The following is a 25,695-nucleotide window of genomic DNA, read 5'->3' on the forward strand; positions in this document are numbered from 1 at the left end:
AATAAGCTGGTTTGAATCCATCACCTTCAACCGCGCGGTGGCCGCTTTCCACTTTCCACTAAAACTAAACCGTAGGTTCCCAGCCCTTTGCATATTCACGTTTCCACAATTTCTCTGCTTCCTTATTATTTTTGATATGGCCATTTGCAGGATCAATATCCAGTGAGCCTCCCGAACGCACAGCAATATTGCCAAGCTGACAAAGTAAAGTGCTCTGGTAGCCGCCTATGATTTCAGCATTTACAACTGTTCCTTTTTTTATACCATCAAAGAAATTCTGGATATGAATGGCGTCCAGGGCTTGCGATGGGTCCATTTTATTTCTTGCGTCAATTTTATAGTCATTTTGAACATCCTTTACCAGCTTGTTTTCAAGGTCATATACTTTGTAAGAATTCCCTGGTTCAATCTGGATGGATCCTTTTTCACCATAAAAAACAACGCCTACACTGGCTCCTTCATTGGTGCGCCCATTACAGCTTCTACCTTCCCAGGTCATACCTTTATCATTCCCAAAGTCCCAACTGATCACTTGTGTATCAGGTGTTTGCCAGTCATCTTTATAGCGGTATCGGCCTCCGGATGAAGTGACATGCGTTGGATATTCAACGCCTAAACCCCAGCGCATCAGATCCACCATATGCGTTCCGTTATTAAGCGCTTCTCCTGTGCCCCAGTTCCACAGCCAGTGCCAGTTATAGTGAACGAGATTATCTTTATAAGCAACTCTTGGTGCCGGTCCCTGCCATAATTCATAATCGAGCCACGCTGGTACTGCCACTTCTTTACCTATGCCAATCGAAGCACGGTTGTTAGTATACCAGCCTTTTGCAAAATAAGCGCGACCGATCGTGCCGTTGATGACTTCCTTTACACCCAAAGCAACATTTGGCCATGACCGACGCTGGTTTCCCATCTGGATCACATTTTTGTATTTCCTGGCTGCCGCTACCAGAAGTTCGCCCTCATGCGGATTGTGGGCGCATGGTTTTTCCAGATAAACGTGCTTCCCGGCTTTCGAGGCCAGAATTGCGGCCGGTGCGTGCCAATGATCCGGAGCCGCTACCACAAGCGCATCCATATCTTTATCTTCAAGCGCTTTCCTGAAATCCGGCTGATTTTTTGGTTTCGAATTGGAAAGTTCTTCAACCTTTGCAATACATTTTGCTGCGGCTCTGGAATCTACATCAGAGATATAAATAACTTCACAATTTGGCTGCAAAGCATAATTACTGGCCAATGCAAAACCCCGGCTGTTGACACCCATGATACCTACACGAACCTTTTCATTTGCCCCGATGATTTTTGCATAACTTTTCGCATTAAAACCAGGGAGAATTCCTCCAAAAGAAAGGAGTGCTGTACCGGCCAGCGTCTTTTTTATGAAATTTCTTCTGGAATCAGAATTATCTGACCCCATATCTGAAGTTTCGTGAACGGAGGATATATCCTTGGTTTTCATGGAATAAAGTTTTAGTATTTATATATTCTTAGTAAGATATCTTAAACCCCTTATTTACTGGCTTTCATTACACTTTCCAGTGTAACACTTTTTCCTCCCTGCCGCTTACTTTCATCCGCAGCTTCCATAAAAGCAAAAATTTCTATCGTTTCTTCGGAGGTAACAGGCACTTCGCCGGTTTTGAAATATTTTATAATATCAACCAAAAGCGGCTCATAACCAGCATATGGGCCTAAAATTTTATTTCCATCTTGTGTAAATACAGTTCCGCCGTAATCATGTTTTCCTGTACGCGTTCCACGGAACGTTCCGGTTCGTCCATCCGCCCAAACACCAACGACAATGTCAGTATCCGGCGTGCTTACACGACTTACACTTTTACATCCCGTGCCCATAACTGTATATAAAGTTTCGACGCCATGGATTCCGTACCAGAAAAAATCAGGATGCGTTTTTTCCAAAGTAGCCGGACTGTAAGTATCTGCGCCTAACACTTTCTTTTTATCAATGGACTCAATTCCTTTAATATATCGAAGCGATGAAGCCGAGAAAACCGGGATATTGTATTTTTTAGAAGCGTTATATATTGCCAGAACATCCTTCATAGAGGCTGCCACGGGCTTGTCGATAAACATTCTTTTGCCCGATTTAAAAACTTCCAGAGCTTGTTGAATATGCAGGCGTCCATCGTTTGTTTCCAGTAAAACGACATCAACTTTGCCAAGCAGATCTTTGATAGAACTCACAATTTCTACACCCAGTTTTTTTACTTCTTCGGTATAAGCCGGAATTCTGGACGTGCTGGATTCAATATCCTTGCTTCCATATGGATAAGCTGCCACCACCTTATATCCATCATAAACAGGATCAGGATTTTCAGCATTTAGTGCCTTTGTAAAAGCGGTACTATGGGAAGTATCAAGTCCGATAATACCGACTCTTTTACCGCTTACCTGTGTAGCGAGCGTTGGCAAAACGTTCGTGAATTGCAAGCCAACGCCCGTGATCACAGCTGATTTAATGAAATGTCTTCTGTTAAAAGAATTTATCATTATAAATATTAAAGGTTTAGGAATAGCACCGGTATATATCGAATTCGGGTACGTACCCGCAATATACTAACAGAATTTAAAATACATTGTTTTTTTGAAAAAAATGTATTTTAAATTCTGTTTAATTTATTCTGTTATTTATTTTGACAAGGTATACCGAAAAATACAGGTAATTTCTTACACAGGCAGTATTTGATAAAACTCCTGGTTTTCTTTGGTTATGATATCAATCGGCATGTATTGTGTTTTTTCTACTTGCTGTCCTCTCACCAAAGTTTGATACAAAACCATTATGGCGCGGTAGGCTTGTTCTTCGGGTTTATGACAAATCAGAAAATCAATGGTGCCGGTGTTGAGATGCTGAATATTTTCTTTCAAAAAGTCATAACCGACCAGAGAAATATTTTTCCTGTGTTTATTTTCAAGGAATGTTGCAACAGAAAATACCCGGGAATTGGTCACAAATATGGCTTCAATATTTTCGTTTTCTGAAAAAACCTGTGTCAGATTCCTGGCTACGGAAAGGTAATCTGTATCTTTAATATCAGCCCGGATAACTTCAAAGCTCAATTGATTTTCTTGAAGGTAACTGCGAAACCCTTCTTCAATCTGAAGATAATTATAGTTTTCAATTTCTTTTGAAATATTGACAACCAGGATTTTGCTTTCTTTTTCTTTACGATAAGTCAGCAGTTTGGCACCGAGATACCCGCTCTTGAAAAGATGAGGGCCAATATAAGCAAGACTATGCTGTTCGGGAATATTAGAATCTATGAATACAAAAGGGATTTTCAGTCTTCTGCATTCTTCTGTAAATCGGATAGACTGGGCGATAAAAGAAGGTGATAACAGAACACCGTTTACGCCTTTTTCTAAAATCAGGTTAGCCTGTGTTTCAAAAGAATTTTCATCATTCAAATCAAAGAAAAATGTTCTAATCTGAATTCCGTAAGGTTTAATTTCTTTCTCAGCACGTTGTATACCATAAAGAGGTGCGTCCCAGAAATCAGTTTCCACAGAAACCCTGGGTATCAAAACGGCCAGAATAATTATATTTTTTGAAGCCAGCCGACTTGCCAGAATGTTGGGCTGATAGTCCAGTTCCTTAATGATCTCATTAATTTTTTTCTTGGTCTTTTCCGAAACACCTGTGCGGTTATGAATCACCCTGTCAACCGTTGCAATCGATACATTTGCTCTGCGGGCAATTTCTTTGACACCAAAGTACGTCGTATCCTTTTCCATTGATATTAATAATCGCTGATCTGTTTGTTTGAGTTTTGAAATTGTGCCCTTGAATTAAATACAACTGAAACCAGGTAGGTCGCATATTGAGTGTAATCAGCCTTTGTAAGTAACAAAAAAGATACGGGTCTTACCATAGCTGATTGAAATTATTCAGAGGCTTCAAGATGATAATTAAATAATTTCAATTATTAATATAATATTTCTTTAAATATTCTTCTGTAACAACAAATGATGTTTCCTCCGGTTGCTAATTAATAATTATGTACTTTACTTTGTCGACCAATTTAATAGATTAAATAGTCTTATTTGTTTGTCTGTTTATTGCGTTCCTGAAACCACAACCACCAAACTGTTTATAATATGGAAGCTTCAATTTTTACTTTATCCAAAATTAGCCGTCTGAGCTTATTTCTGTCTTCTCTGCCTGATAAAGGTTTTGTTGCAGTTAATTGTTAACTGCTGTTTGTACCATTGATTATACGCAAGGTTTTTCCAAGCCACCCCAATTTTAACTAAATCCTGAAATGTCAAAAAATCTATCAAAAACAATCCCCAATCTACGGGATTGGGTTTTCCTGTCTGCATTTATATTAATCGGTTTGCAAACGTTTGGCCAAAATGCAACTGTGAAAGGAACAGTTACATCAACCTCCGATAAATCCGGCCTGCCTGGTGTAAATATTATTGTAAAAAATACGCTCGTTGGGACGTCGACAGATGCCGACGGTAAATATGAATTAAGTGTTCCGGCAGATGCAATTCTTGTTTTTTCCGGTATCGGGTACGTAACTCAGGAGTCTGCTGTAAAGGGAAGAAGTACTGTTGATATACAACTTGCTGCCGATACGAAACAGCTGGATGAAGTTGTGGTGGTAGGTTATGGAACGCAAAAAAGAAATAGTCTCACCAATGCTGTGTCTACAATATCCGGCGAAGATGTTGCGCGCAGACCAGTTTCCAATGTTCAGCAATCCTTTCAGGGGCTGATGCCTGGTGTTGCTGTAAATGATTTGGGCGGAGCTCCGGGGAAATCAAATGCAACCATTCGGGTACGCGGGATCACTACTTTTAATATAAACGGTAGCAGTACAGGTGGTTATGATCTGGGTAAAAATGATGCGTTGGTTATTGTTGACGGAATTGAACAACAATTAAGCGACATAAATCCGGATGATATTGAATCCGTTTCCATTTTAAAAGACGCAGCATCGACAGCAATTTACGGTTCACGTGCTACCAATGGTGTAGTTTTGATCACAACAAAAAAAGCAAAAGGATCAAAAATACAGGTTGATTATCACGGGTATTATGCCATCCAGAAATCGAATAACGTTCCTGAAATGATGGGACTGGAAGCGTATATGCGCGAGCAGGTGTTGGCCTATACCAATGCAGGTTCTGCAATTCCGGCACGTTTCACGGAGGAATCTATCCAGGCTTATGTAAATGCAACGGATCGTGAAAAATATCCTTTGCCAAATACCTGGTTCCAGACTTTGCTTCGTTCTGCACCTCAGCAAAATCATAGCTTATCTGTGGCTGGCGGCAACGATGTTTTGCGTACGCGGCTCAGTGTACGTTACCAAAATCAGGAGGGTGTAATCATGAATTTTGGAAATAAGATTGGAGAATTCAGGTTGAGTTCTGATTATGATGTTTCCAGGAAAATCCGGGTCAGTGCCAATATTAATTACCGTTCAAACAATACGCAAAATCCGACAACCAACACAGATCCTTCAACAGGCGATGTTACTGCTCCGCTCAATAACTTTTTTCACGGGTCGCTTTGGGCTGTTCCAAAATATCCTGACGGAACATATGGTTTGAGTACGCAAGGCAATAATCCTCTGATGTTTCTGGAAATTGGTGGTCAATCAAAACAGAAAACGGATTATCTGGCGGGTTATCTGAAAGCAGAATTTGAGATTGCCGATGGACTGGTTTTCTCAACACAAATAGCCGGAAGAGGCCTTTATACACAGCAGAAGAACTATACAAATTCGTATGTCAACACCGATAAAAATACAAACATCACCAAAACCGTTGCCAACAACAGTTTGTACGAAATCCGTAATACGCTGAGAGAATACACAATTAATAATTTGCTGACTTACGAAAAAACTTTTGGCAGCCATAACTTAAAAGCACTCGTCGGATATTCCCAGATTGGAAATACCCAAACATTTTTAAGCGCATATCGCGAACGTTTTTACAATAATGGCATCGGTTCAATCGGTCAGGGTGCAAATGACGGAACGAAAAGTAATTCCGGCCGTGATGCAGAGTATGGTTTGAGATCCTTTTTCGGTCGTGTGAATTATGACTATGATGGAAAATATCTTTTGGAAGTAAACGGCCGTTATGATGGTTCTTCGAAATTCACCGGTTCAAAACAGTACAGCTTTTTTCCTTCCTTTTCTGCCGGTTGGAGAATTTCGAAGGAGAAATTCTGGGAAGGACTGGAACATACGGTTAACGATTTAAAATTCAGAGGGTCGTATGGGAAAACAGGAAATCAATCGGTTGACTTGTACAGTTATTACTCGGCATTAACGGCAAACGGTTATAGTTTTGGCGGAACGGCGGTTCAGGGTTATCGCCAGAATACTTTGGCTAATACAAATCTTGGCTGGGAATCTACAACGCAGCTGGATTTAGGTGTGGATGCTGCTTTTCTTCACAAAAGATTAAATCTGACGGTTGATTATTACAACAAACAGACCAACGACATTTTGCTGAATCTGGATATTCCGGGAACCATCGGCTTGACTGCGCCACCGCAGAATGCAGGTTCTGTACAAAATAAAGGTTGGGAATTCAGTGCCAATTATCGCGGTGTTCCAAGTGCTTCGGGATTCCGTTACAGCGTTGGGGGTAATTTGAGTATCAACACAAATCTTGTTACTGATCTTAAAGGAACCGGCCCTTACATTACCGGTTCCGATATTGATCCTCGTTATATTATCAAAAAGGGCTTGCCGATCAATACACTTTGGGGTTATAAAACGGACGGTTTATTTCAAACACAACAGGAAATCACCGACTACAAAGCTACGTTTGCTGCAAATACAAAACCGGGTGATGTTAAATATGTGGATTTAAACGGTGATGGAAAAATTGATGCAAATGATATGACGGCAATCGGTAATTCATTTCCAAAATATACATTCGGTTTCAACGCAGATTTCTCTTACAAAAACTTCGATCTGAATATTATTTTCCAGGGAGCCGCAAAAGTGAATTCACGTTTGGCCGGAGCTTTGGCAGAAATGGGAAATCAGGAAGGTTTTACGCATGAAATATATACCAATAATTACTGGACGCCGGAACATACCGATGCGCGTTTTCCTCGTCCGGTTAAATATGATTTGAGAAATGTAGCAACTTCGGATCGTCTGGTTTTGAATGGCTCTTATCTGCGTTTGAAAAATGTTCAACTAGCCTATAATATTCCAACCCCGCTTACACAGAAAATTCATTTGAACAAAGTACGTGTCTACGTTTCGGCCACCAACCTTTTTACGATCTCGAAATTGAACGAATGGAATCTCGATCCTGAGGCTCCGTCCGGACGTGCGGTATATTATCCGCAAACTGCCTTGTATACCGCTGGTTTGAATCTGCAATTCTGATCGTAACTTTTAACATTGAATTAAAAATCATGAAAACGAATAAGTTAAAATATACAATCCTGTCGCTGGTGGTTTCGACCATTTCCCTGATTTCCTGCGACAATGATCTTTTAGAAACAGTCCCTAACGACCGACTTTCAGTAGACGCATTCTGGAAAACTGAAACGGATGCAAAACTGGCCGTGAACGGTTTATACACGGATTTGGATAGTACTAACATAATAACCTGGGACGCGCTGACCGATATTGCGCATACTAACCAGAACTTTGATGTGCAGGCTTATATTGAGTTGGGAACATATGATGGAACGAGTTCAAAAGTGCTTGGCGAATGGAGAAGAGCATATAGAGGAATCCGTGCGACAAGTTATTTCCTCGAAAATGTTGATAAAGTAGCTTCTACCAATACAGCATTGATCAATCAGCTTAAAGGTGAGGCCAAAGTTTTGCGCGCATATCAATATATTAAACTGGCATCTTTTTACGGCGATGTTCCGTTGGTAACATCGTCTCTGACAATTGACGAAGGCAGAGCTTTGGTAAAATCTCCGGTTTCAGAAATATGGGATTTTATTGACAAAGAACTCACCGAGGCGGCTGCACTTTTGCCCACGACTTATCCGGCGACGGACAAAGGGAGAGTTACTCAGGGTGCTGCCTTAGGTTTGGCGGCCAGAGCGAATTTGTATGCTGGTCGTTACCAAAAAGCGGCAGATGCAGCGGACAAAGTGATAAAACTTGGTATTTACGGTCTGTATGAATCCTACGAAAAGTTGTTTACTTACGCTGCTGAAAACAATAAAGAGGTTTTGTTTGACAGACAATTTATAAAAGACACCTATCCAATAAATGTTTTTCCGCTATTGGCACCTTATAGTCAAAAAAATGGCCAAAGTAGTTATGTGCCTACCAAGGCGCTGGTTGATATGTATGAAACGCTGGATGGGAAATTGATCACCGACGCCGCAAGCGGATATAATCCGGCAACTCCTTATGCCAATCGGGATACACGTCTGAAATATTCCATTTTTCTGGAAGGAGATATTTTGCCAAGTGGTATTGCTTTCAAACCGCAGCCAACCAGCGGAACTGCCGACGCGATCGGCAGTACTTACATAGCTTCTACAACTGGTTTTAATATCAAAAAATACATTATCAACGAAGATTATGGGAATCCTGCAAATAGCGGAATCAATATTATTTTGCTCCGTTACGCAGAAATTTTGCTGACTTATGCCGAAGCAAAAATTGAAACCGGACAAATTGATGCAAGTGTTTTAGCTGCAATTAATACCGTCAGAAATGGTAGAACAGACGTAAAACAACCTTCTGTTACTACAATGTCGCAGGCGGAATTGCGTGCCATCGTTCGTCGTGAAAGAACCGTTGAACTGGCTTTTGAAGGTCAGCACTTGTTTGATATCCGTCGCTGGAAAACAGCAGAAAAAGTTATTCCCGGACCTGTTTATGGTATCACGTATAAAGATGCGGCCGGAGCATTGGTGACGGTTCAGGTTGTTTCGGTGAATAAAGCATTTGATGTAAGCCGTCATTATTTGTGGCCGGTTCCGCAGAAAGAAAGAGATTTAAATCCATCACTAACACAAAATCCAGGTTGGTAATATGTTAAGCATTAAAGAATTGAAGTTCGTTATTGTATCCTGTTTCGTTCTGGGTTTGGCTGTGTTTATGGTATCCATGGCACCGAAACCGGTATCGAAAACACCCAATATTGTTTTGTTTTTTATTGATGATATGGGTTATGGTGATTTGACTGTAACCGGTGCATTGGGTTACAAAACGCCAAACATTGACAGACTAGCTGCCGAAGGAACGCGTTTTACCAATTTCATGGCGGCTCAGGCTGTTTGCAGCGCATCAAGGGCGGCTTTGCTGACGGGTTGTTATCCAAACCGCGTTGGCGTTGCAGGGGCTTTTGGCCCAAAACAAGGTCTGGGACTTAATCCAAATGAAGAAACGCTTGCAGAATTATTAAAATCAAATGGTTATACAACCGGTATCTTCGGCAAGTGGCATTTAGGAAATGACTCTATTTTCCTTCCATTAAAACAAGGTTTTGATGAATACTACGGCGTTCCATATTCGCACGATATGTGGCCGCTGCACCCATGGCAAAAGCAGGCGCAGTATCCGCCGCTTTTCTGGATCGAAGGAAATAAGCAGGTGAAGGAGATTAAAAATCTTGATGATGCGAGCCTGATTACCGGAACGGTAACTGAACACGCAGTTTCTTTCATCAAAAAGAATAAAAAGAAGCCGTTTTTTTTATATATACCTGAACCAATGCCACACGTTCCGCTGGCTGCAAGTGCTAATTTCAAAGGAAAAAGTGAGCGTGGAATTTTTGGCGATGTGCTGACAGAACTGGATTGGTCGGTAGGAGAGATCATGAAAGAATTGAAAACACAGGGGCTGGATGATAATACGATCGTGATTTTTACCAGCGATAATGGCCCGTGGTTAAACTATGGCGATCATGCCGGTTCATCTGGTGGTTTCCGTGAAGGAAAAGGAACTTCATTCGAAGGTGGACAACGCGTGCCGGCAATTATCCGCTGGCCGGGTGTGGTTCCTGCGGGAAGAGTTTCAAACAAACTTTTGTCCAACATCGATATTCTGCCAACGCTGGTAAAGCTGACCGGTGCAAAATCACCAAAAGAGAAAATTGACGGAATTGAATTTGTTGATCTCTTGAAAGGTGATGATACAAAAACGCCGCGAGAAAATTTTCTTTACTATTACCGTCAGAATAGTCTGGAAGCGGTCCGTAAAGGAAACTGGAAACTTGTTTTTCCACATCCTGGCCGCACCTATGAAGGTTCATTGCCAGGAAAGGATGGTCAACCCGGGCCTGCACCAGAAAATCATGATTTCCCGGTTGCGCTCTATAATCTAAACCGTGATCCGGGTGAGCGTTATGATGTTTATTCCCAAAATCCGGAAATCGTTGCAGAACTTGAAAAGATCGCCGATGCGGCAAGAGAAGATTTAGGTGACGATTTGCAGAAGAAAACCGGCAAAAACCGAAGACCGGGTGGGAAAATCGAGAGATAGTTTTAGTTGATCGAACCTGAATTTGTGTTTTTTAACCGCAATAGACGCAATAGAATCCGCAATGGACGCAAGACGAAACCCATTGCGTCTATTGCGGTTAGAAAAAGCCAATTTACACGAAAATAATTTCTCAAAACCCCTTGCTAGTATGAAAACAAAATCATTACTTTGTCTATCAAATAAGTAGAGTATATCAAAGACAATATCCGTATTCTGTAATCACGATAAACATTTTTGATTGAAAATATATATCCACTCCTGATACCCAAGAGACAGCACAAACCGGACATGCCGGATTTTCGGTGGTTGTCAATTCATGCTTGCCCGGCTGGGCTGTCGCGGGGTATCAGGAGTGGTGAATTTTTTTGTAGTCTTTCAAATTAACTTCGTCACTTTATTCCTAAATAGAACGGATTATAGTCTCAGCAAAGTCTGCAGGTAACACATTTGATTAAATTAAAATTTCATGACTAAGAAATACTTTTCTCTTTTTTTCCTGCTCACCGGGTTATTTCAATTCAATTCATCCTCTGCTCAAAATACGAAACGGCCCAATATTATCTTTATTCTGGCCGATGATCTGGGTTATGGTGACGTAGGATTTAATGGACAAAAATTAATCAGTACGCCTAATATAGACCGACTTGCCAGAGAAGGAGTTCAGTTTTCGCAGTTTTATGCCGGAACTTCCGTTTGTGCGCCATCCCGATCTTCACTCATGAGCGGGAAACATACCGGGCATACGTACATCAGAGGCAATAAAGGAGTTGATCCGGAAGGGCAGGAGCCTATTGCAGATTCTGTTGTGACAATTGCCGAAATTTTGAAAAAGGCAGGTTATGCTACCGGTGCTTTTGGGAAATGGGGATTGGGGCCAGTCGGCTCATACGGCGACCCTAACAAACAAGGTTTTGATCAGTTTTATGGTTACAATTGCCAGAGCCTTGCGCATCGTTACTATCCTGATCATCTTTGGGAAAACCAGAAAAAAGTTGTTTTGGAAGCAAATCAAAATTTACTTTACAACAAAGAGTATGCACCGGATCTGATACAGAAAAAAGCACTCGAATTTGTGGATTCCAAAAATGATAAACAGCCATTCTTTTTATTCCTGCCATATATTTTACCACATGCAGAACTGATCGTTCCGGAAGACAGCATCTTTCAATATTACAAAGGAAAGTTTGATGAACAACCCTATAAAGGCGCGGACTATGGGCCAAATGCAACCGATGGAGGTTATGCATCACAGCAATATCCGCACGCCGCTTTTGCTGCTATGGTTTCCCGGCTTGACTTGTATGTCGGTCAGATTCTTGATAAGTTGAAAGAAAAAGGGTTGGATAAAAATACATTGGTAATTTTCACAAGTGATAACGGACCACATATTGAAGGAGGGGCTGATCCGGTATTTTTTCACAGCAGCGGCGGTTTCAAAGGTGTAAAGCGTGATTTGTATGAAGGTGGAATTCGTGAGCCATTTGCAGCACGCTGGCCGGGAGTGATCAAACCCGGCACTAAAAATGACTACATCGGTGCGTTCTGGGATATTTTACCAACTTTTGCGGAGCTGGCAGGAGCAAAACCTACAACCAAAACAGATGGAATTTCTTTTGTGCCCTCCATCACCGGAAAAGGCGTTCAGAAGAAACATGTTTATCTGTACTGGGAATTTCATGAACAAGGTGGCCGGCAGGCGGTACGCCAGGGAAACTGGAAAGCTGTAAGGTTGAAAGCAGCAGGCCATCCTGACTCACCAGTAGAACTTTATGATCTGTCTAAAGATGCCGGTGAGCGGGTGAATATCGCTGATAAGTTTCCTGCAAAAGCAAAAGAACTTGGACAGATCATGAACAGGTCGCATGTGGAATCTGCAATTTTTCCATTTATTGGTCAGGCTGGGAATTAGCAGATGTGATGGTATAAATTTTCTTATTACACAGAGGTTCAAAGAGAAAACAAGAGGTACACAGAGTAATATTCTCGTTGTGTATCTCTTGTTTTTTTACAATTTCCTGCGTGTGGCCTGTTTGTCCAAAGATTCAAATTCAATGGGAGGAATGTAACCTTTTGTCCCATCGGACAATCCGATTCGATAACCTTTTGATAATTCTCCCAATATACGGATCACCTCATTTTTTGGCAAGAACCGGATTTTTCGAGAATTTGAAAAATCATTTGATATATATACGTTTACTTTGTTTTTTATCCGTACGGAATCTCCTAACCAAATGGATTTTACAGGTAAAGCAGGCAGTTTCTCTTTTTTGTCACTAATAAAAGGCAGCGGATCAACTGCGCCGGAACCACGTGTGTAAATTCCAAAATGCAAGTGAGGAGCCGTTGTGATTGCATTGCCGGTATTTCCTACCAGTCCCAAAGTATCACCCCGAACAACACGCTGCCCAACAGAAACCAGTTGGCTATCCAAATGTGCATAATAAATAGAATACGGACTTCCGCTTGCGGATAAAAAGACGATTTTTCCTCCCAGGTTGTTCGTGCTGGTTTGGGTGATAAAGCCGTTTTCAACCGCAACTGCTGGTGTTCCCCTTGGTGCCTTAATGTCAATTCCCTCATGCGATCTTACACCACCATCCCGCTGTGCGCCCCAAAAACTGATCAGATTTTGAATACCATGATTTGCTAATGGAAAGGTTAGCGTTGGTTGCGTGGTTAGAGATAATGACACGCGAACCTTTTCGTTTAATCCGGTCTGGATACGGATTAATAAGGTATCGCCCTCAAAATCAGCTATTGTCAATGTGTTTTCATTCGTTTTCAGGTATTCAATTCTTTGTGGCTTTCCGTTTGTTTTGATACGGTATAATTCCAGAAATAATTTTGAAAGAGAATCATCCTCATTCCTAAATGTATTAATTACCAGTTTTCTCCCTTCCGGTATTTTGAGCCGTATGGACTGAGCCGGTATCGAATCTCCCAGATAAAATCTTTCCTGATAAGGTATCTCAGTAAATAATGTATCATTTAGAACCTGTTTTCCTGCTTTAAACCAGGTCTGTCCAGAAACAGTTTTTTCAGCTTTGGCTTTGTACAACTCCTGTTCATAATGTTCCTGTGGTGTCACCGGAAACCAGTGTGAAACAGGAACCCGCTTACACGAAAATGCAGAAATCACGATGACCAAGACCAGGAAAAGCTTAGATAATAGTCGCATAGATTATATTTTATTACTTAAAGTGGTAAGCTCTAAATTCATGCCATGACGGGAATCATTGTCCGGAAATGAAAGACTATATTGTAAAAAATTATCGCACACTTATCCAACTACATCATGATGAATTTTGATGTTCTCGTAAATAACATACAGGAAACACACGCCACACTCCAGCAAAGTGCCATCAAGGCAATCAACAAACATTTGACTATCCGTAATTGGCTTATTGGCTTTTACATTGTAGAATTTGAGCAAAACGGCGAGGATAGGGCGAAGTATGGGGAGAAATTGCTTGACGATCTTGCATATAAATTGGATATTAAAGGTTTAGGTGCCAGAAATTTAAAGTTGTTTCGACAATTCTATTTCCTATATCCTTCAATTGTGCAGACAGCGTCTGCACAATTGAAGGATATTAATTTCAGACAAAATAAAAGGACTATTTCTTCAACATTTGATAAGCTTGAATTAAAGGTTGATTCTGGTACGAGTAATACAATCTCAGAAAGTGAAAAGGGAGTTTATACATTATCGGGTGAAGTATTAATATCCAAATTATCCTTTTCCCATCTGACTTTACTATTACCAATCAAAGAACAGGTAAAACGTTCTTTTTATGAAATTCAGTGTATCCAGGGTAACTGGAGTGTTAACGAACTGAAGCGTCAGATACGGACATTATATTTTGAAAGATCCGGAATGAGTCTGAATCCGGAAAAACTGAGCCTGGAAGTACATGAAAATTCCGATCAGATTCAAATAGGAGATATTATTAAATCACCTTTTACCTTCGAATTCTTAGGTTTGAGAGCAAAAGAAGTGGTTTATGAAAATGATCTGGAACAGGCACTGGTTGACCACCTGGAAGAATTCCTTATCGAATTAGGCCATGGTTTTTGTTTTGAAGCAAAACAAAAGCGGATAATAATCGGTGATGAATACTTCTTTATCGATCTGGTATTTTATCACAGAATATTAAAGTGTCATGTATTGATCGAGTTGAAAACCAATGAAGTAAAACATGAACACATTGGTCAGCTTAAAACTTATATCAACTATTTTAAAAAGGAAATCATGTTACCGGGAGATAATCCTCCGGTAGGAATTCTTTTGGTTACAGATCAAAATAAAGCGTTGGTGGAATATGCAGTTGCGGATAGCGATATTCCTTTATTCGTGAGCAAGTATGTGATCGAATTACCAAGTAAGGAACAGTTAGAAATTTTTATTAAAAATGAGTTAAGACATTTCTAACTTTCTTTTACCCAGTTCCCAATCAACATTTGAAGTTTTTGGTGAATACCGATTCAAGTGAAATTTTATAATTACTTTTTGACATGTTTATTCGTGGTTAAAATTATTGATCTGGCCTGATTTTACTTTACCTTTCTCTGACAATGCATGTTCGGAAGAGCGTTTCATGGTTTTGATAAAGTCCACTTTTTTAAATCTTAACGCACTCCAGTCTTCATCTATCGCTACCATTCTTACAGGTTCCAGATCATAATTTCCCATGATCTTCCAACCTGTGTCGCGGTTAAAATCGCATTTATATTTCTTCGAAGTTCCTTTTGGATAACACATCCATACCACCGCATCGCCTTTTAGCTTTGGGGCCAATTTTGGGATCAGCTGGTCAATTTCAGTTTGTTTGGTAACAAACACCAGAATAAAATCAATTTCGGTTGCTTCATGAAGAGAATGCACGACCACAGTTTCGTCGCGGATGCTTTCCAGATTTATTTCAAAAGAATCCGGGGCATTAAGCACAACGACTGTTCTTTGATTTTTTAAATTTAACTTTTTGAAAACAGCATCCATTTTTTGAATAATTTATTTCCAGGTATAATGCGAATGACTTTTGTAAAAGTAGTCTGCTTTAAATACTTCAATATAAAACCTACGCATGAATATTGGTACTGATCATCCATTTTTTACCAAAAGGATCGGTAAGCTGACCCAGCCAGGCACCCCAGAATTGTTTTTCAAAAGGCATGGTGATTTTTCCGTCAGCCGCTAATTGGTTAAATATTTCTTTGGCCTTCAATTCGTCATCAAAACCTATGGATAAATCAATACCATTTCCTTCTTTAATTTCAACACCGGGAAATGCATCGCAGGCCATAAGCGTATTGTCTCCAAAATCCAGCTGACAATGCATGATTTTCTCTTTATGGCTTTCAGGAATATCCATAGGCGCACTTTTATAATAATCTTTATAAACAATTTTTCCATTGAATACGGTAAGGTAAAACGATATTGCTTCCTCACACTTACCTTCGAAATTTAGATAGGGAATTAATTTCATAGTATTAATTGATTATAGTACAGGACAAAATTAAGTATATTGCCGTAGTAAATTAAAGGCTTAAAAAGTCATCCTGAAGGGGTGTTTAAGACAAAAAATATATACTTTAGTCATATACTAACAAAACGAAAATGATACAATTAGCGCTCTTGATTACAAAAAGACATCGTTTACTAAGTGTAGCAGCAATTTTGGATGTTTTCGAATCAGTAAACAGATTTTACCAGGCTCAGGGAAAATCTTCATTTTTTGATATAAAATTATTCAGTCTGCCAGCGGAATCTTCGGGCCAGACATTTGGCAAATATGAGCTTCTTCCTATTGAAGTTCTGGAAAAGCAGGATTTGATATTGATTCCCGCTTTTGCTGCGGATGTAACTGAAATTGCGGTTGGTGAAAACATCCGGTTCGTCCCATGGCTTCAACAGCAGTATCAGATCGGTGCGGAAATAGCCAGTTTTTGTACAGGAGCATTTTTATTGGCTGCGACAGGCTTGCTAAATGGGAAAAGTGCAACTACGCATGTAAACGCGACTTCGGCCTTTGCCAATAGTTTTCCGGCAGTTCGTTTGTATGGAGATGCCATCGTGACAGATGAGGATGGGATTTACACCAGCGGTGGAGCAACGAGCAGTTTTCATTTAATGCTTCATTTGCTGAAAATATATTGCGGCAGGGAAGTGGTGCTCCATATTGCCAAATTGTTTGCCATTGATATGGACCGGGAGCAGCAGGCATATTTCGGAACCTTTCAACCTCCTCAAAATCATGGGGATAATCTGGTGACGATGGCACAAAAGAAAATTGAAAATGCCTATCAGGAGTCCAGTACTATTGAAGCAATGATTCAGGATATTCCAGCAAGCAGACGAAATGTGGTACGAAGATTTAAACTTGCAACCGGCGTTACCCCCATAGAATATTTACAAAAGACCAGAATTGAGGCAGCCAAAAAGTTACTGGAATTAACCGATCAGAGTGTACTGGAAGTAATGCTAAATTCGGGTTATAATGACTTGAAAGCATTTCGTCAGTTATTTAAAAAAAGTGCGGGTATGACGCCAAAATCATATCGTGAGAAATTTAACGTAGGTAGAATGGAAGGTATAGGTTATGCGGCGAAGTAACATTTTCTTCCAGTACATTTAAACCAATGGCTAGCTGATTGTGTCAAAGTTCTGTTCTTAAGAATGTATCTTCATTGTTTCCGATTGTTACTTAAACATCCAGCTATGTTAGCCATGCCAAAAAGTATAATACTTGCAATTGTTTTTCTGATTTGTCTGAGCGTGGTATCGGTTAAGGCGCAGGATACCTGGCCGAAAGAAATTCCTTACGCAGGCGGCGGAACGATCGCGATTTATCAGCTGCAGCCTGAAAAACTTTCCGGTGACAATGTGACGGCCCGTGCTGCGGTTTCCATCCGTAAAAAATCAGGTGATGAACCGGTTTTTGGTGCAATGTGGATTCAAGGGCAATTATCTGCCGGTAATAATGCAACATTGAAAAATGTTACAGTGCGGCAATCAAAATTTGCAGATAATGATAATATTGATACAGACAATTTCAGAAAATCGGTTGAGCAGGGTTTTTCAAATTTGCGTGTCCAATTTTCCAGAGATGATATTCAGGCAGCTATCAATCAGGAACAAAGTGCCGAAAATTTAAAAAATGATGCCCCGTTAATTATCTACCGCGACAAACCCACTACGCTTATCGTGCTAGATGGAGAGCCGGTGGAAGAGAGAGATGACGATCTGCAAATGATAAGGGTCGTGAATACGCCATATTTGATCGTCAAAAATCCTGATGATAATAAGTATTATTTGTATGGCGGAAGTTTCTGGTATACATCCAACCGGGTTAAAGATGGCTGGGGTTATGTCAAAAATATCCCGTCCAGAATCAAATCCGTTGATGCCAAAATGAATGAAGAGGAGAAAAAAGCTTCTTCTGAAAATGATGACATATATAAATTTACTACGCCAACAGATATTCTTGTTGTAACAGAGCCGGCTGAAATAATTCAAACCGAAGGAAAGCCAACTTATCAGGCAGTGCAGGGTTCTACGCTCTTGTATGTCAACAATTCCCTTGACGAGATTTTTAAAGATATCGACAGTCAGAAAAATTATATTTTAATTGCCGGAAGGTGGTATAACAGTACTTCTCTGAATGGCCCATGGCAATATGTGCCGCAAAATTCCTTACCACCTGCTTTTGCAAATATTCCCGCTGGTTCAGAAAAGGACGGTGTTCTGGCGAGTGTTGCAGGGACCGAAGAAGCCGATGACGCATTGATGGAAGCACAAATTCCGCAAACTGCAAAAGTGGACCGGAGCACAGCCAGGGTAGAAGTTAATTATGATGGAGAACCACGTTTTGTACCGATTCAGGGCACTAATCTGTCTGTTGCGGAAAATGCTGATATTACGGTTATGCAAGCTGCAAATAACCAGTTTTATGCGCTTGAAAACGGAATCTGGTTTATCAGCAATAATCCTTACGGCCCATGGCAGGTTGCTAATGAACGGCCATCGGATGTAGATAGAATTCCTCCGAGCAACGCGGCATATAACGCCCGTTATGTATACATTTATGAAACTACACCTCAGTATGTGTACGTTGGATACACTCAGGGTTACATGGGGAATTACATTTATGGACCTACGGTTGTCTGGGGTACTGGCTGGCATTACCGTCCGTGGCGGGGAAGATATTATCGGCCACGCCCGGTAACCTGGGGGTTTGGTATGCATTATAATCCCTGGGCCGGTTGGTCTATGAGTTTTGGTTTAGGATTTAATGTGGGTTGGTATCATTATGGCCGTTCGCGTCCTAACTATGGTGGCTGGTTTGGGCCTCCTGCGTATCGTCCTCCTTATCGTCCATGGGGTTGGAATGGTGGATATTATGGAAGCCGGCCAGGCAATGGAGGTTATACAAATCGTCCAAGACCAAATATGACGATCAACCGTCCGGTTAATGGAAATAGGAATGGAAGACCGGATTATGGAAATAATAATAACAATTTATACCGTGACAGAAAATCTGTTGTGGCCACGCGGGATAACGTTTTCAGGCCAGCGGTGGTAAGACCAAATTCGGGTAGGACTAATGTTACCAGACCGGTTACAGGAAATGATCAAAATGGGCGTCCGGGAAATGGCAGACCATCAACTGGTTCGGGGCAAACGACTTTTCCTGACAGAACAAGGCCATCAACCGGAAATGGACAAAATACAGGCCGCCCGGATTTGACACGTCCTTCAACAGGCAGAGATCAAAATACAATTCCTGACAGAACACGTCCAACAATTGGAAACGGACAAAATAGCCGGCCTAATATTACTCAGCCATCAACTGGAAGTAGTCCTGATCGGACGAGGCCTTCAATAGGAAATGGACAAAATGCACGGCCTGATATTAGCCGGCCTGCAAATGGATCTGATCTAAATGCTCGTCCAAATATTTCGCGCCCAATTAACAGGCCGGATCAGCCTGTTCGACAATCTTTTCCGCAAAACAATCGGGAAAACGCTCGTCCCTCTGTGACGCCGAATCAAAATCGGGCACCGCAGAACAGACAACCTGCTGCAAACCCAAATCCACAGCGCAATGCATCTCCTCGTGCTAACCCACGCGGAAGAGAGCAATAGATTAATTCAGTTTTCATTTCTGCTGTCCCAATTAGTTGTCATGCATATTGGGACAGCAGAAACTGCTTTATTCGTAAGCAATTATTTTCGAATCCTATGATCAGTTACTGAACTAAATAATATCATAATTGTTTAATTATGTAGTTGACTACATATAAAATAACATAAATGAAACTATGAACACCTCTATATTTATCAGTCCTATTTTCAACGACCATTGTCCTCAGATTCTGAATCTGATCTTACCCATTCAGCAAATAGAATTTAATGTACCGGTAACACTTGAAGGACAACCAGATTTACTGGATATTGAAACCCATTACCACAACACGGGCGGTGGATTTTGGGGAGCAAAAAAAGGGGATGAATTGGTTGGTTCTATTGCATTAATAGCTTTGGGAAATCATTCAGGAGCGATAAGAAAAATGTTTGTAAAGAAAGAATTCAGAGGAAAAGATATTGGAACTGCCCAAATGTTACTTCAAAAACTGATTAATCATTGTAAGGAAAATGGTATTACCGATCTCTACTTAGGAACCGTTGATATGCTGAAAGCTGCACATCGGTTTTACGAAAAGAATGGATTTGCCAAAATAAAAAGCGAAAATTTGCCAGTTTATTTTCCAAGAATGATGGGTGAAAATGTATATTATCATTTGATTATAAATTAAAACCTACGCTACTTTTTGGAAGAATGAGCTACATAAATTGGATAGTTAACAAAAGCACTATAAATATGCGTGCATTAACCGCATAGATCATATTTGTAACCTTATAAAGTTTTTATAAAATAATTTTAATCGAAATGTCTTTGCGAAATACGTATAAAGGTGAGCGTTTTGATGGAAGTTATCTGAGAAAATTAATGATTTTACAGTTGAGAGAGTCACAAAAGAAGGAGTAGATTACCGTTAAATAAAAACTGATAGCTTTGAGTTTTCATTTTTATTAGAATTACAGAAGATTTATAATTCCTAAATTCCTAATATTAAATATTTGGGATGAAGTAAATCGATAAAAATCTAAATAATTACCTCCTCTTCATGAAATCTATGAGTAATTCAGCATTCCGTAACGCTGTTCCATGTATTGGGACAACCAAAGAGTTATCCAGTCCTCTATCCCCGCAAATTCAGTTGGCATACTGCAAAACAATCGATGATGTCAGTTGTAAAAATTTAAATTAGCCTTAACATATTCTAGTATTCATCAACAGATGATTTCTGCTGAGGGAATCGCTATGAACATTTGATACTCGTCTAAATTTCCAGGTTGAATACCTTTTTAGGGTATTCAACGGATGCCACATACTGCCTCAAAGGCGTTTGTGATTAATCCGCTATGTTGACAAATCTCCCTCCTCTAAATATTTAAAATTATGCAAATTATTACAAAAGTTTTAATTCTGATCATTACAATTTTATCATTTGAAAAGAGTTTTGGGCAAGCAGATCCAGGTTCTTCCGGAATGAGTTTTTCCCAGTCTATATTTCAGTTAAATGCTACGGGCAGCCTTGAAGTGGTGATAGGAAATTATTCCGGGGCTTTTTCAGCAGGCAAAGCTTTGACACCCTACGACGCAAATTTTATTATTACAATTCCTTATATTCTGAAAGTAAACGGAAATCTTGATTTTTCCAAAGTGCCATTCAGTGTTACCATCGTGAGCCAAACCTCAACATTCGCTGGGTCAACCATAATAAAACTTACTGTGCCCGATGGAATTCCAAAGGGAAGCTTTGGAACTGTAAAAATACCGCTGAAAGCTATTAATGGTGATCAAAGGATTTTATATGCTACCATTGCAACGGAATTTAACCTTAGCTATCCGCCTTCGGGAAACTTAATTCCGGGCAATGATCTGATGTCTACGCCGGTATCCGTTATTACTCCGCTGCCTGTTACTCTGCTGTCATTCACGGCGACGAAGGAAAATAAACAAGTGAATCTGGATTGGTCCACAACCACGGAAATAAACAGTGACAGATTTGAAATTGAGCACAGTTTAAATGGAAAAGAATGGAATTTGATTGGGTCAATTGCTTCCGCTGTGGAAAGTAAAACCAGGCTGGATTATCGTTTTACACACGCAAATCCATCAGAATCGAATAATTATTATCGTTTGAAAATGATAGATAAGGATGAGACTTTTGATTTTAGTTCTATCAAAAAAGTTGAATTTGAAAATATAAATATTGAAATATATCCAAATCCGGTATCAGATCAGCTTACAATAAAGATGGGTAATTGGAATAATGTTGCCAATATACAGCTACTAAATCTTGTTGGAAATACGGTTTATGATTCAGGAAAGGACCCTTTAAAGTCAATTAATGTGGCAAATTTAAAACAAGGAATTTATATAGTGAAAATTGGAAAAACTGACGGATCCTGGGCCACAGAGAAGATTATGATAGCAAGGTAGCTTGAGTGTCTTGTGATGCGGCGTTTTAAACAGTAAACTTCACCTTATGTAATTGTTACTTAATGTGAAGTTTACTGTTCATCTGAAACAGCCCGCAGACTTGAGATGCGTTAGTCTGATTGGGAAAAAGGTAGAATAAACCAGGAGATCACTAAAGACTAAATTAATTCAATCATTTTTTGCGCATTCATCAAGGCATATCCATTTATATCATTGTTGAAATACGCCCAAATATTATGTCCTTCTGACTTCCACAGTTTAAATTTTTCAGCATAGTCCATCAAGAAGCCGTCATCATAAAATGATGCATAAAGCCCGGTTGGGCCATGAAATCTGACATAAATATCTTGGGCGGTGATAGCTTCCAGGTATGGAAAATCCTTTGAATGAGCCAGTACCAGTGTAATACCAAATTTTTTCATGAGAAAAATACTTTCATCAGAATACCAGGATTCATGGCGTACCTCCATAGCAAATCTGTAATCCGTTTTCGTTTTTAGAATACGGTAAAATTCTTCAGTAAGTTCTTCATGAAAATGTACATTGGTTGGCAGCTGAATCAGGATTGGTCCCAGTTTTAATTTGATATCATCAAAAATGCTGCAAAATCTTTCCACAGGCTCTTCTGCATCATGAAGCTTTTTCATGTGGCTCAGGAATCTGCTCATTTTAGGACAAAAAACGAAATTATCGGGAACCTGTCTGACCCAGTTCTTAATCGTTTCATCCTTTGGTAGACGGTAAAAACTGGTATTGATTTCTGCCGTAAGAAACTGTTTGGAATAGTAAGAAAGGTAATCGACTGGTTTTAAGCCGGCAGGGTAATAAATCCCTGCCCAATGTTTATAACTCCAGCCCGAAGTTCCGATGTGAATTTTTTCTTTCTTATCCATTGATGATCCGTTTAAGCGTCAGCGAATAAGAAAAAATCCTGCCAATGAGGTGGGCTGTGCAAAACTAGATATTCCCTTTTTTCATTTCCCCAATAGCATAATCCACCGCTCTTGCAGTTAATGCCATATAAGTCAATGAAGGATTTTGTGTTGCCGTTGAAACCATAGAAGCACCGTCAGTTACAAATACATTTGAACATTGGTGCATCTGGTTCCATTTATTTAAAATAGACGTTTTTGGATCTTTTCCCATTCTCGCACCGCCCATTTCATGATTTTCACTTCCGGGATTACGTTTGGTATCGGCTGTTTTGATGTTTTTAAAACCAGCCTTATCCAACATTTCGGACAACTGAACATAAAAATCCTCTACCATTTTCATATCATTATCGTCAAATTCAACGTGCATCCGTAAAAGTGGAATGCCCCATTTATCTTTTTGCGTTTTATCCAGAGATATAAAATTGGTTTCCTTCATCAAAGTTTCACCCATCATTTGGGCTCCGGCGCTCCATCCACCCGTCTCAGGTTTAAGCAAACGCTCTTTTAAAGACTCGCCAATGCCATCCGTCGGATTCCCCATTTTGTTCGAAGAAAACGAAGCGGCATAACCGCGTAAAAAGTCGGTTTCTTGTTTTTCTACATTACGAAAACGCGGAATATACGCTGCGTTAGGGCGTTTGCCGTCAGTCGTAGAATCCAGATATCCATCATAATCAGCCGTAACCCGGCCTCGATAATTATGGAAGCCAATAAATTTGCCCAAAACACCGCTGTCATTTCCTAAACCGGTTGGAAAACGGCTCGATGTTGAATTCAATAAAATCAGATTTGAATTTATAGCGGAAGCATTCAGGAAAATGATTTTTGCATAATATTCAGTCATTTCCTTTGTATTCGTATCTACAACGCGCACGCCGGTCGCCTTCTTTTTCTTTTCATCATATATAATGGAATGTACGACAGAATAAGGTTGTAAAGTCAGATTACCTGTTCGTTCCGCCCAAGGAATTGTTGAAGAATTGCTGCTAAAATAGCCACCAAACGGACATCCGCGCTGGCAAATATTCCGATGCTGACATTTCGCCCGGCCCTGTTCTGTATGTATCGGCTGTGGATCGGTAATATGTGCCGCCCTACCTATAATGATCGGACGGGTGTTTTTATAATTTATAGCCGTTTGTTCGCTGAAATGTTTTTCAACACAGGTTAATTCATGTGGAGGAAGAAATTCTCCGTCCGGCAATTGTGCTAAACCATCTTTATTCCCTGAAATACCTGCAAATTTTTCAACGTAGCTATACCAGGGAGCAATATCAGCATAACGAATCGGCCAATCTACGGCAAAACCGTCCCGGGCCGGTCCCTCAAAATCATAGTCAGACCAACGCTGTGTTTGCCGCGCCCATAATAAGGAACGTCCTCCAACCTGATATCCGCGCATCCAGTCGAATGGCTTTTCCTGTATATAAGGATGCTCGGCGTCTTTCATCACAAAATGTATAGAATCCTCCCTGAAAATATAATGCTTACTTGCTATTGGGTTTTGTTCACGGAGCGCCAGAGTCGGTTGTCCCAAATGAGGAAATTCCCATGGTTGCATATTGGTGGTTGGATAATCAACAATATGTTTAACATCCTTTCCCCGCTCCAAAACGAGTGTTTTTAATCCTTTCTCTGTAAGTTCTTTTGCCGCCCATCCCCCGCTAATTCCCGTTCCTATCACGATAGCGTCAAAAGTTCGCGCTTTAACTGAATCTATATTGAGGTTTGACATTTCAGAAATTGTTCATGAATGATAGCAACCTGAAATGGTCCGTTCAGGTTATTTTTATTAAAAGAAATAGAATTGTGGAATTACTCTAAGAATAATAAAAGTGTTTGAATCATTTTAGTCTATATCTTTCCAAGCTCGTCAGAACGCTCAGCTCCATCCAGAAGTGATCTCAGGAATTTCCTCACATCCCTCAAAGCTTTTTTTCTATCCAGAATCAAATCCCGTAATGTCCCAGGCTCCCTCGGAGCCACCTGTTTAAAGTAAATAAATTCAACCAAGCTTCTTAGGGCCCCTTCGGAGCCTCCTGTTTATAGTAAGTAAACGCGACTAAGCTTCTCACGGCTCCCTCGGAGCCACCTGTTTATAGCAATTAAGTACAACCAAGCTTCTCACGGCTCCTTCGGAGCCTCCTATGAACCATCCTCAAACCTGCCCCGCTGAACAAACATTCCCCTTCCTTATATATAGGAACAAAACCCACAAACAAACCCACTATCAAACCTATCCTCCCCACAACCAGAAAAAGAACCCACAACCGCATTCCCATCCATTCCAGCCCCATTTCCATACCCTAACCCAACGCCGTAAAAAAACTTCAAAATATTTTCGGGGCACATTTTCCTCATTTTGAGCTTTTTACAAATTATTTCAAAAAAAACTGAAAAATACTTTCACCTTGTACTTGCGTATGAAAAAAAAGAGGTGCACCTTTGCACTCCCAATCGGGTAGTACGGCGCTGAAAACGATCAGCGCATCAAGTTTCGGAAGACGCGGAGCACAGTTCTTTGACATGATGAAGAGAGTAACAAGATAGTTCGTTTAAGAAGATAACGTGGAATCTTAGGATTACCACAAAACAAAATTTACAATGGAGAGTTTGATCCTGGCTCAGGATGAACGCTAGCGGCAGGCTTAATACATGCAAGGCGAGGGGGCAGCAATGTCACCGTCGTACGGGTGCGTAACGCGTATGCAACCTACCTTC

The 25,695-nt window shown here is 40.4% G+C and carries 18 protein-coding genes and 1 rRNA gene; 10 read left to right on the top strand and 9 right to left on the bottom strand.

Annotated features, from left to right (window positions below):
* Positions 1 to 64: 64 nt before the first annotated feature.
* The 3 genes from LXL81_RS14130 to LXL81_RS14140 form a co-directional block, all read right to left on the bottom strand.
* Entirely contained in the window at positions 65 to 1,462 is a 1,398-nt protein-coding gene (locus LXL81_RS14130; RefSeq protein ID WP_234647435.1) for a Gfo/Idh/MocA family protein, read from the bottom strand.
* Between the two features lie 50 nt (positions 1,463 to 1,512).
* Positions 1,513 to 2,514 (bottom strand): Gfo/Idh/MocA family protein, encoded by a 1,002-nt coding sequence (locus tag LXL81_RS14135; RefSeq protein WP_234647436.1) that lies wholly within the window; start codon positions 2,512 to 2,514, stop codon positions 1,513 to 1,515.
* Positions 2,515 to 2,691: 177 nt separating this feature from the next.
* Positions 2,692 to 3,759 carry a substrate-binding domain-containing protein gene (locus LXL81_RS14140; protein WP_234647437.1) on the bottom strand — a complete coding sequence of 356 codons (1,068 nt, stop codon included), beginning with the start codon at positions 3,757 to 3,759 and terminating at the stop codon, positions 2,692 to 2,694.
* 527 nt (positions 3,760 to 4,286) lie between these two features.
* Between LXL81_RS14140 and LXL81_RS14145 the strand changes: the two genes are divergently transcribed.
* From LXL81_RS14145 to LXL81_RS14160, 4 genes are all read left to right on the top strand, one after another.
* Complete coding sequence (locus LXL81_RS14145; protein ID WP_234647438.1) at positions 4,287 to 7,394, top strand: TonB-dependent receptor; 3,108 nt, start codon at positions 4,287 to 4,289, stop codon at positions 7,392 to 7,394.
* Between the two features lie 29 nt (positions 7,395 to 7,423).
* Positions 7,424 to 9,016, top strand: coding sequence for a RagB/SusD family nutrient uptake outer membrane protein (locus LXL81_RS14150; RefSeq protein WP_234647439.1), 1,593 nt, complete (start codon positions 7,424 to 7,426; stop codon positions 9,014 to 9,016).
* 67 nt (positions 9,017 to 9,083) lie between these two features.
* Positions 9,084 to 10,469 carry a sulfatase gene (locus LXL81_RS14155; protein WP_234647464.1) on the top strand — a complete coding sequence of 462 codons (1,386 nt, stop codon included), beginning with the start codon at positions 9,084 to 9,086 and terminating at the stop codon, positions 10,467 to 10,469.
* Between the two features lie 466 nt (positions 10,470 to 10,935).
* On the top strand, positions 10,936 to 12,378 hold the full coding sequence (locus tag LXL81_RS14160) for an arylsulfatase (RefSeq protein ID WP_234647440.1): 1,443 nt from the start codon (positions 10,936 to 10,938) through the stop codon (positions 12,376 to 12,378).
* Between the two features lie 96 nt (positions 12,379 to 12,474).
* On the opposite strand, the gene LXL81_RS14165 is transcribed toward LXL81_RS14160, so the two are convergent.
* The gene (locus tag LXL81_RS14165; protein WP_234647441.1) at positions 12,475 to 13,647 is read right to left on the bottom strand and encodes a M23 family metallopeptidase; all 1,173 of its coding nucleotides are present in this window, start codon (positions 13,645 to 13,647) and stop codon (positions 12,475 to 12,477) included.
* A gap of 117 nt (positions 13,648 to 13,764) precedes the next feature.
* Here LXL81_RS14165 and LXL81_RS14170 point away from each other — a divergent pair, with 117 nt between their 5' ends.
* Positions 13,765 to 14,901, top strand: a complete 1,137-nt coding sequence (locus LXL81_RS14170; protein WP_234647442.1) for a YhcG family protein — start codon at positions 13,765 to 13,767, stop codon at positions 14,899 to 14,901.
* A gap of 87 nt (positions 14,902 to 14,988) precedes the next feature.
* Here LXL81_RS14170 and LXL81_RS14175 read toward each other — a convergent pair whose 3' ends face one another.
* Both LXL81_RS14175 and LXL81_RS14180 read right to left on the bottom strand, forming a co-directional pair.
* Complete coding sequence (locus tag LXL81_RS14175; RefSeq protein WP_234647443.1) at positions 14,989 to 15,468, bottom strand: hypothetical protein; 480 nt, start codon at positions 15,466 to 15,468, stop codon at positions 14,989 to 14,991.
* A gap of 79 nt (positions 15,469 to 15,547) precedes the next feature.
* Entirely contained in the window at positions 15,548 to 15,955 is a 408-nt protein-coding gene (locus LXL81_RS14180) for a VOC family protein (protein ID WP_234647444.1), read from the bottom strand.
* A 131-nt stretch (positions 15,956 to 16,086) separates the two neighbouring features.
* Between LXL81_RS14180 and LXL81_RS14185 the strand changes: the two genes are divergently transcribed.
* The 4 genes from LXL81_RS14185 (at position 16,087) to LXL81_RS14200 (ending at position 22,039) form a co-directional block, all read left to right on the top strand.
* Positions 16,087 to 17,082: a GlxA family transcriptional regulator gene (locus LXL81_RS14185; protein WP_234647445.1), complete on the top strand. Its 996-nt coding sequence runs from the start codon at positions 16,087 to 16,089 to the stop codon at positions 17,080 to 17,082.
* Between the two features lie 114 nt (positions 17,083 to 17,196).
* On the top strand, positions 17,197 to 19,614 hold the full coding sequence (locus tag LXL81_RS14190) for a hypothetical protein (protein ID WP_234647446.1): 2,418 nt from the start codon (positions 17,197 to 17,199) through the stop codon (positions 19,612 to 19,614).
* Between the two features lie 176 nt (positions 19,615 to 19,790).
* The gene (locus LXL81_RS14195; RefSeq protein ID WP_234647447.1) at positions 19,791 to 20,285 is read left to right on the top strand and encodes a GNAT family N-acetyltransferase; all 495 of its coding nucleotides are present in this window, start codon (positions 19,791 to 19,793) and stop codon (positions 20,283 to 20,285) included.
* A 707-nt stretch (positions 20,286 to 20,992) separates the two neighbouring features.
* Positions 20,993 to 22,039 (top strand): T9SS type A sorting domain-containing protein, encoded by a 1,047-nt coding sequence (locus tag LXL81_RS14200; protein WP_234647448.1) that lies wholly within the window; start codon positions 20,993 to 20,995, stop codon positions 22,037 to 22,039.
* A gap of 158 nt (positions 22,040 to 22,197) precedes the next feature.
* Here LXL81_RS14200 and LXL81_RS14205 read toward each other — a convergent pair whose 3' ends face one another.
* From LXL81_RS14205 to LXL81_RS14215, 3 genes are all read right to left on the bottom strand, one after another.
* Positions 22,198 to 22,932 carry a DUF72 domain-containing protein gene (locus LXL81_RS14205; RefSeq protein WP_234647449.1) on the bottom strand — a complete coding sequence of 245 codons (735 nt, stop codon included), beginning with the start codon at positions 22,930 to 22,932 and terminating at the stop codon, positions 22,198 to 22,200.
* A 64-nt stretch (positions 22,933 to 22,996) separates the two neighbouring features.
* Entirely contained in the window at positions 22,997 to 24,709 is a 1,713-nt protein-coding gene (locus tag LXL81_RS14210) for a GMC oxidoreductase (RefSeq protein ID WP_234647450.1), read from the bottom strand.
* 643 nt (positions 24,710 to 25,352) lie between these two features.
* Positions 25,353 to 25,502: a hypothetical protein gene (locus LXL81_RS14215; protein WP_234647451.1), complete on the bottom strand. Its 150-nt coding sequence runs from the start codon at positions 25,500 to 25,502 to the stop codon at positions 25,353 to 25,355.
* Between the two features lie 73 nt (positions 25,503 to 25,575).
* Between LXL81_RS14215 and LXL81_RS14220 the strand changes: the two genes are divergently transcribed.
* Positions 25,576 to 25,695 (top strand): 16S ribosomal RNA (locus LXL81_RS14220); the annotation flags it as partial.

Origin of the sequence: Dyadobacter sp. CY356, assembly GCF_021440195.1 — a bacterium.
Taxonomy (GTDB): domain Bacteria; phylum Bacteroidota; class Bacteroidia; order Cytophagales; family Spirosomataceae; genus Dyadobacter.

Excerpts from the sequence above, each read along its gene's own strand:
- LXL81_RS14130 (WP_234647435.1), bottom strand. The coding sequence starts at position 1,462 with ATGAAAACCAAGGATATATCCTCCGTTCACGAAACTTCAGATATGGGG.
- LXL81_RS14135 (WP_234647436.1), bottom strand. The coding sequence starts at position 2,514 with ATGATAAATTCTTTTAACAGAAGACATTTCATTAAATCAGCTGTGATC.
- LXL81_RS14140 (WP_234647437.1), bottom strand. The coding sequence starts at position 3,759 with ATGGAAAAGGATACGACGTACTTTGGTGTCAAAGAAATTGCCCGCAGA.
- LXL81_RS14145 (WP_234647438.1), top strand. The coding sequence starts at position 4,287 with ATGTCAAAAAATCTATCAAAAACAATCCCCAATCTACGGGATTGGGTT.
- LXL81_RS14150 (WP_234647439.1), top strand. The coding sequence starts at position 7,424 with ATGAAAACGAATAAGTTAAAATATACAATCCTGTCGCTGGTGGTTTCG.
- LXL81_RS14155 (WP_234647464.1), top strand. The coding sequence starts at position 9,084 with ATGGTATCCATGGCACCGAAACCGGTATCGAAAACACCCAATATTGTT.
- LXL81_RS14160 (WP_234647440.1), top strand. The coding sequence starts at position 10,936 with ATGACTAAGAAATACTTTTCTCTTTTTTTCCTGCTCACCGGGTTATTT.
- LXL81_RS14165 (WP_234647441.1), bottom strand. The coding sequence starts at position 13,647 with ATGCGACTATTATCTAAGCTTTTCCTGGTCTTGGTCATCGTGATTTCT.
- LXL81_RS14170 (WP_234647442.1), top strand. The coding sequence starts at position 13,765 with ATGATGAATTTTGATGTTCTCGTAAATAACATACAGGAAACACACGCC.
- LXL81_RS14175 (WP_234647443.1), bottom strand. The coding sequence starts at position 15,468 with ATGGATGCTGTTTTCAAAAAGTTAAATTTAAAAAATCAAAGAACAGTC.
- LXL81_RS14180 (WP_234647444.1), bottom strand. The coding sequence starts at position 15,955 with ATGAAATTAATTCCCTATCTAAATTTCGAAGGTAAGTGTGAGGAAGCA.
- LXL81_RS14185 (WP_234647445.1), top strand. The coding sequence starts at position 16,087 with ATGATACAATTAGCGCTCTTGATTACAAAAAGACATCGTTTACTAAGT.
- LXL81_RS14190 (WP_234647446.1), top strand. The coding sequence starts at position 17,197 with ATGCCAAAAAGTATAATACTTGCAATTGTTTTTCTGATTTGTCTGAGC.
- LXL81_RS14195 (WP_234647447.1), top strand. The coding sequence starts at position 19,791 with ATGAACACCTCTATATTTATCAGTCCTATTTTCAACGACCATTGTCCT.
- LXL81_RS14200 (WP_234647448.1), top strand. The coding sequence starts at position 20,993 with ATGCAAATTATTACAAAAGTTTTAATTCTGATCATTACAATTTTATCA.
- LXL81_RS14205 (WP_234647449.1), bottom strand. The coding sequence starts at position 22,932 with ATGGATAAGAAAGAAAAAATTCACATCGGAACTTCGGGCTGGAGTTAT.
- LXL81_RS14210 (WP_234647450.1), bottom strand. The coding sequence starts at position 24,709 with ATGTCAAACCTCAATATAGATTCAGTTAAAGCGCGAACTTTTGACGCT.
- LXL81_RS14215 (WP_234647451.1), bottom strand. The coding sequence starts at position 25,502 with ATGTCAAAGAACTGTGCTCCGCGTCTTCCGAAACTTGATGCGCTGATC.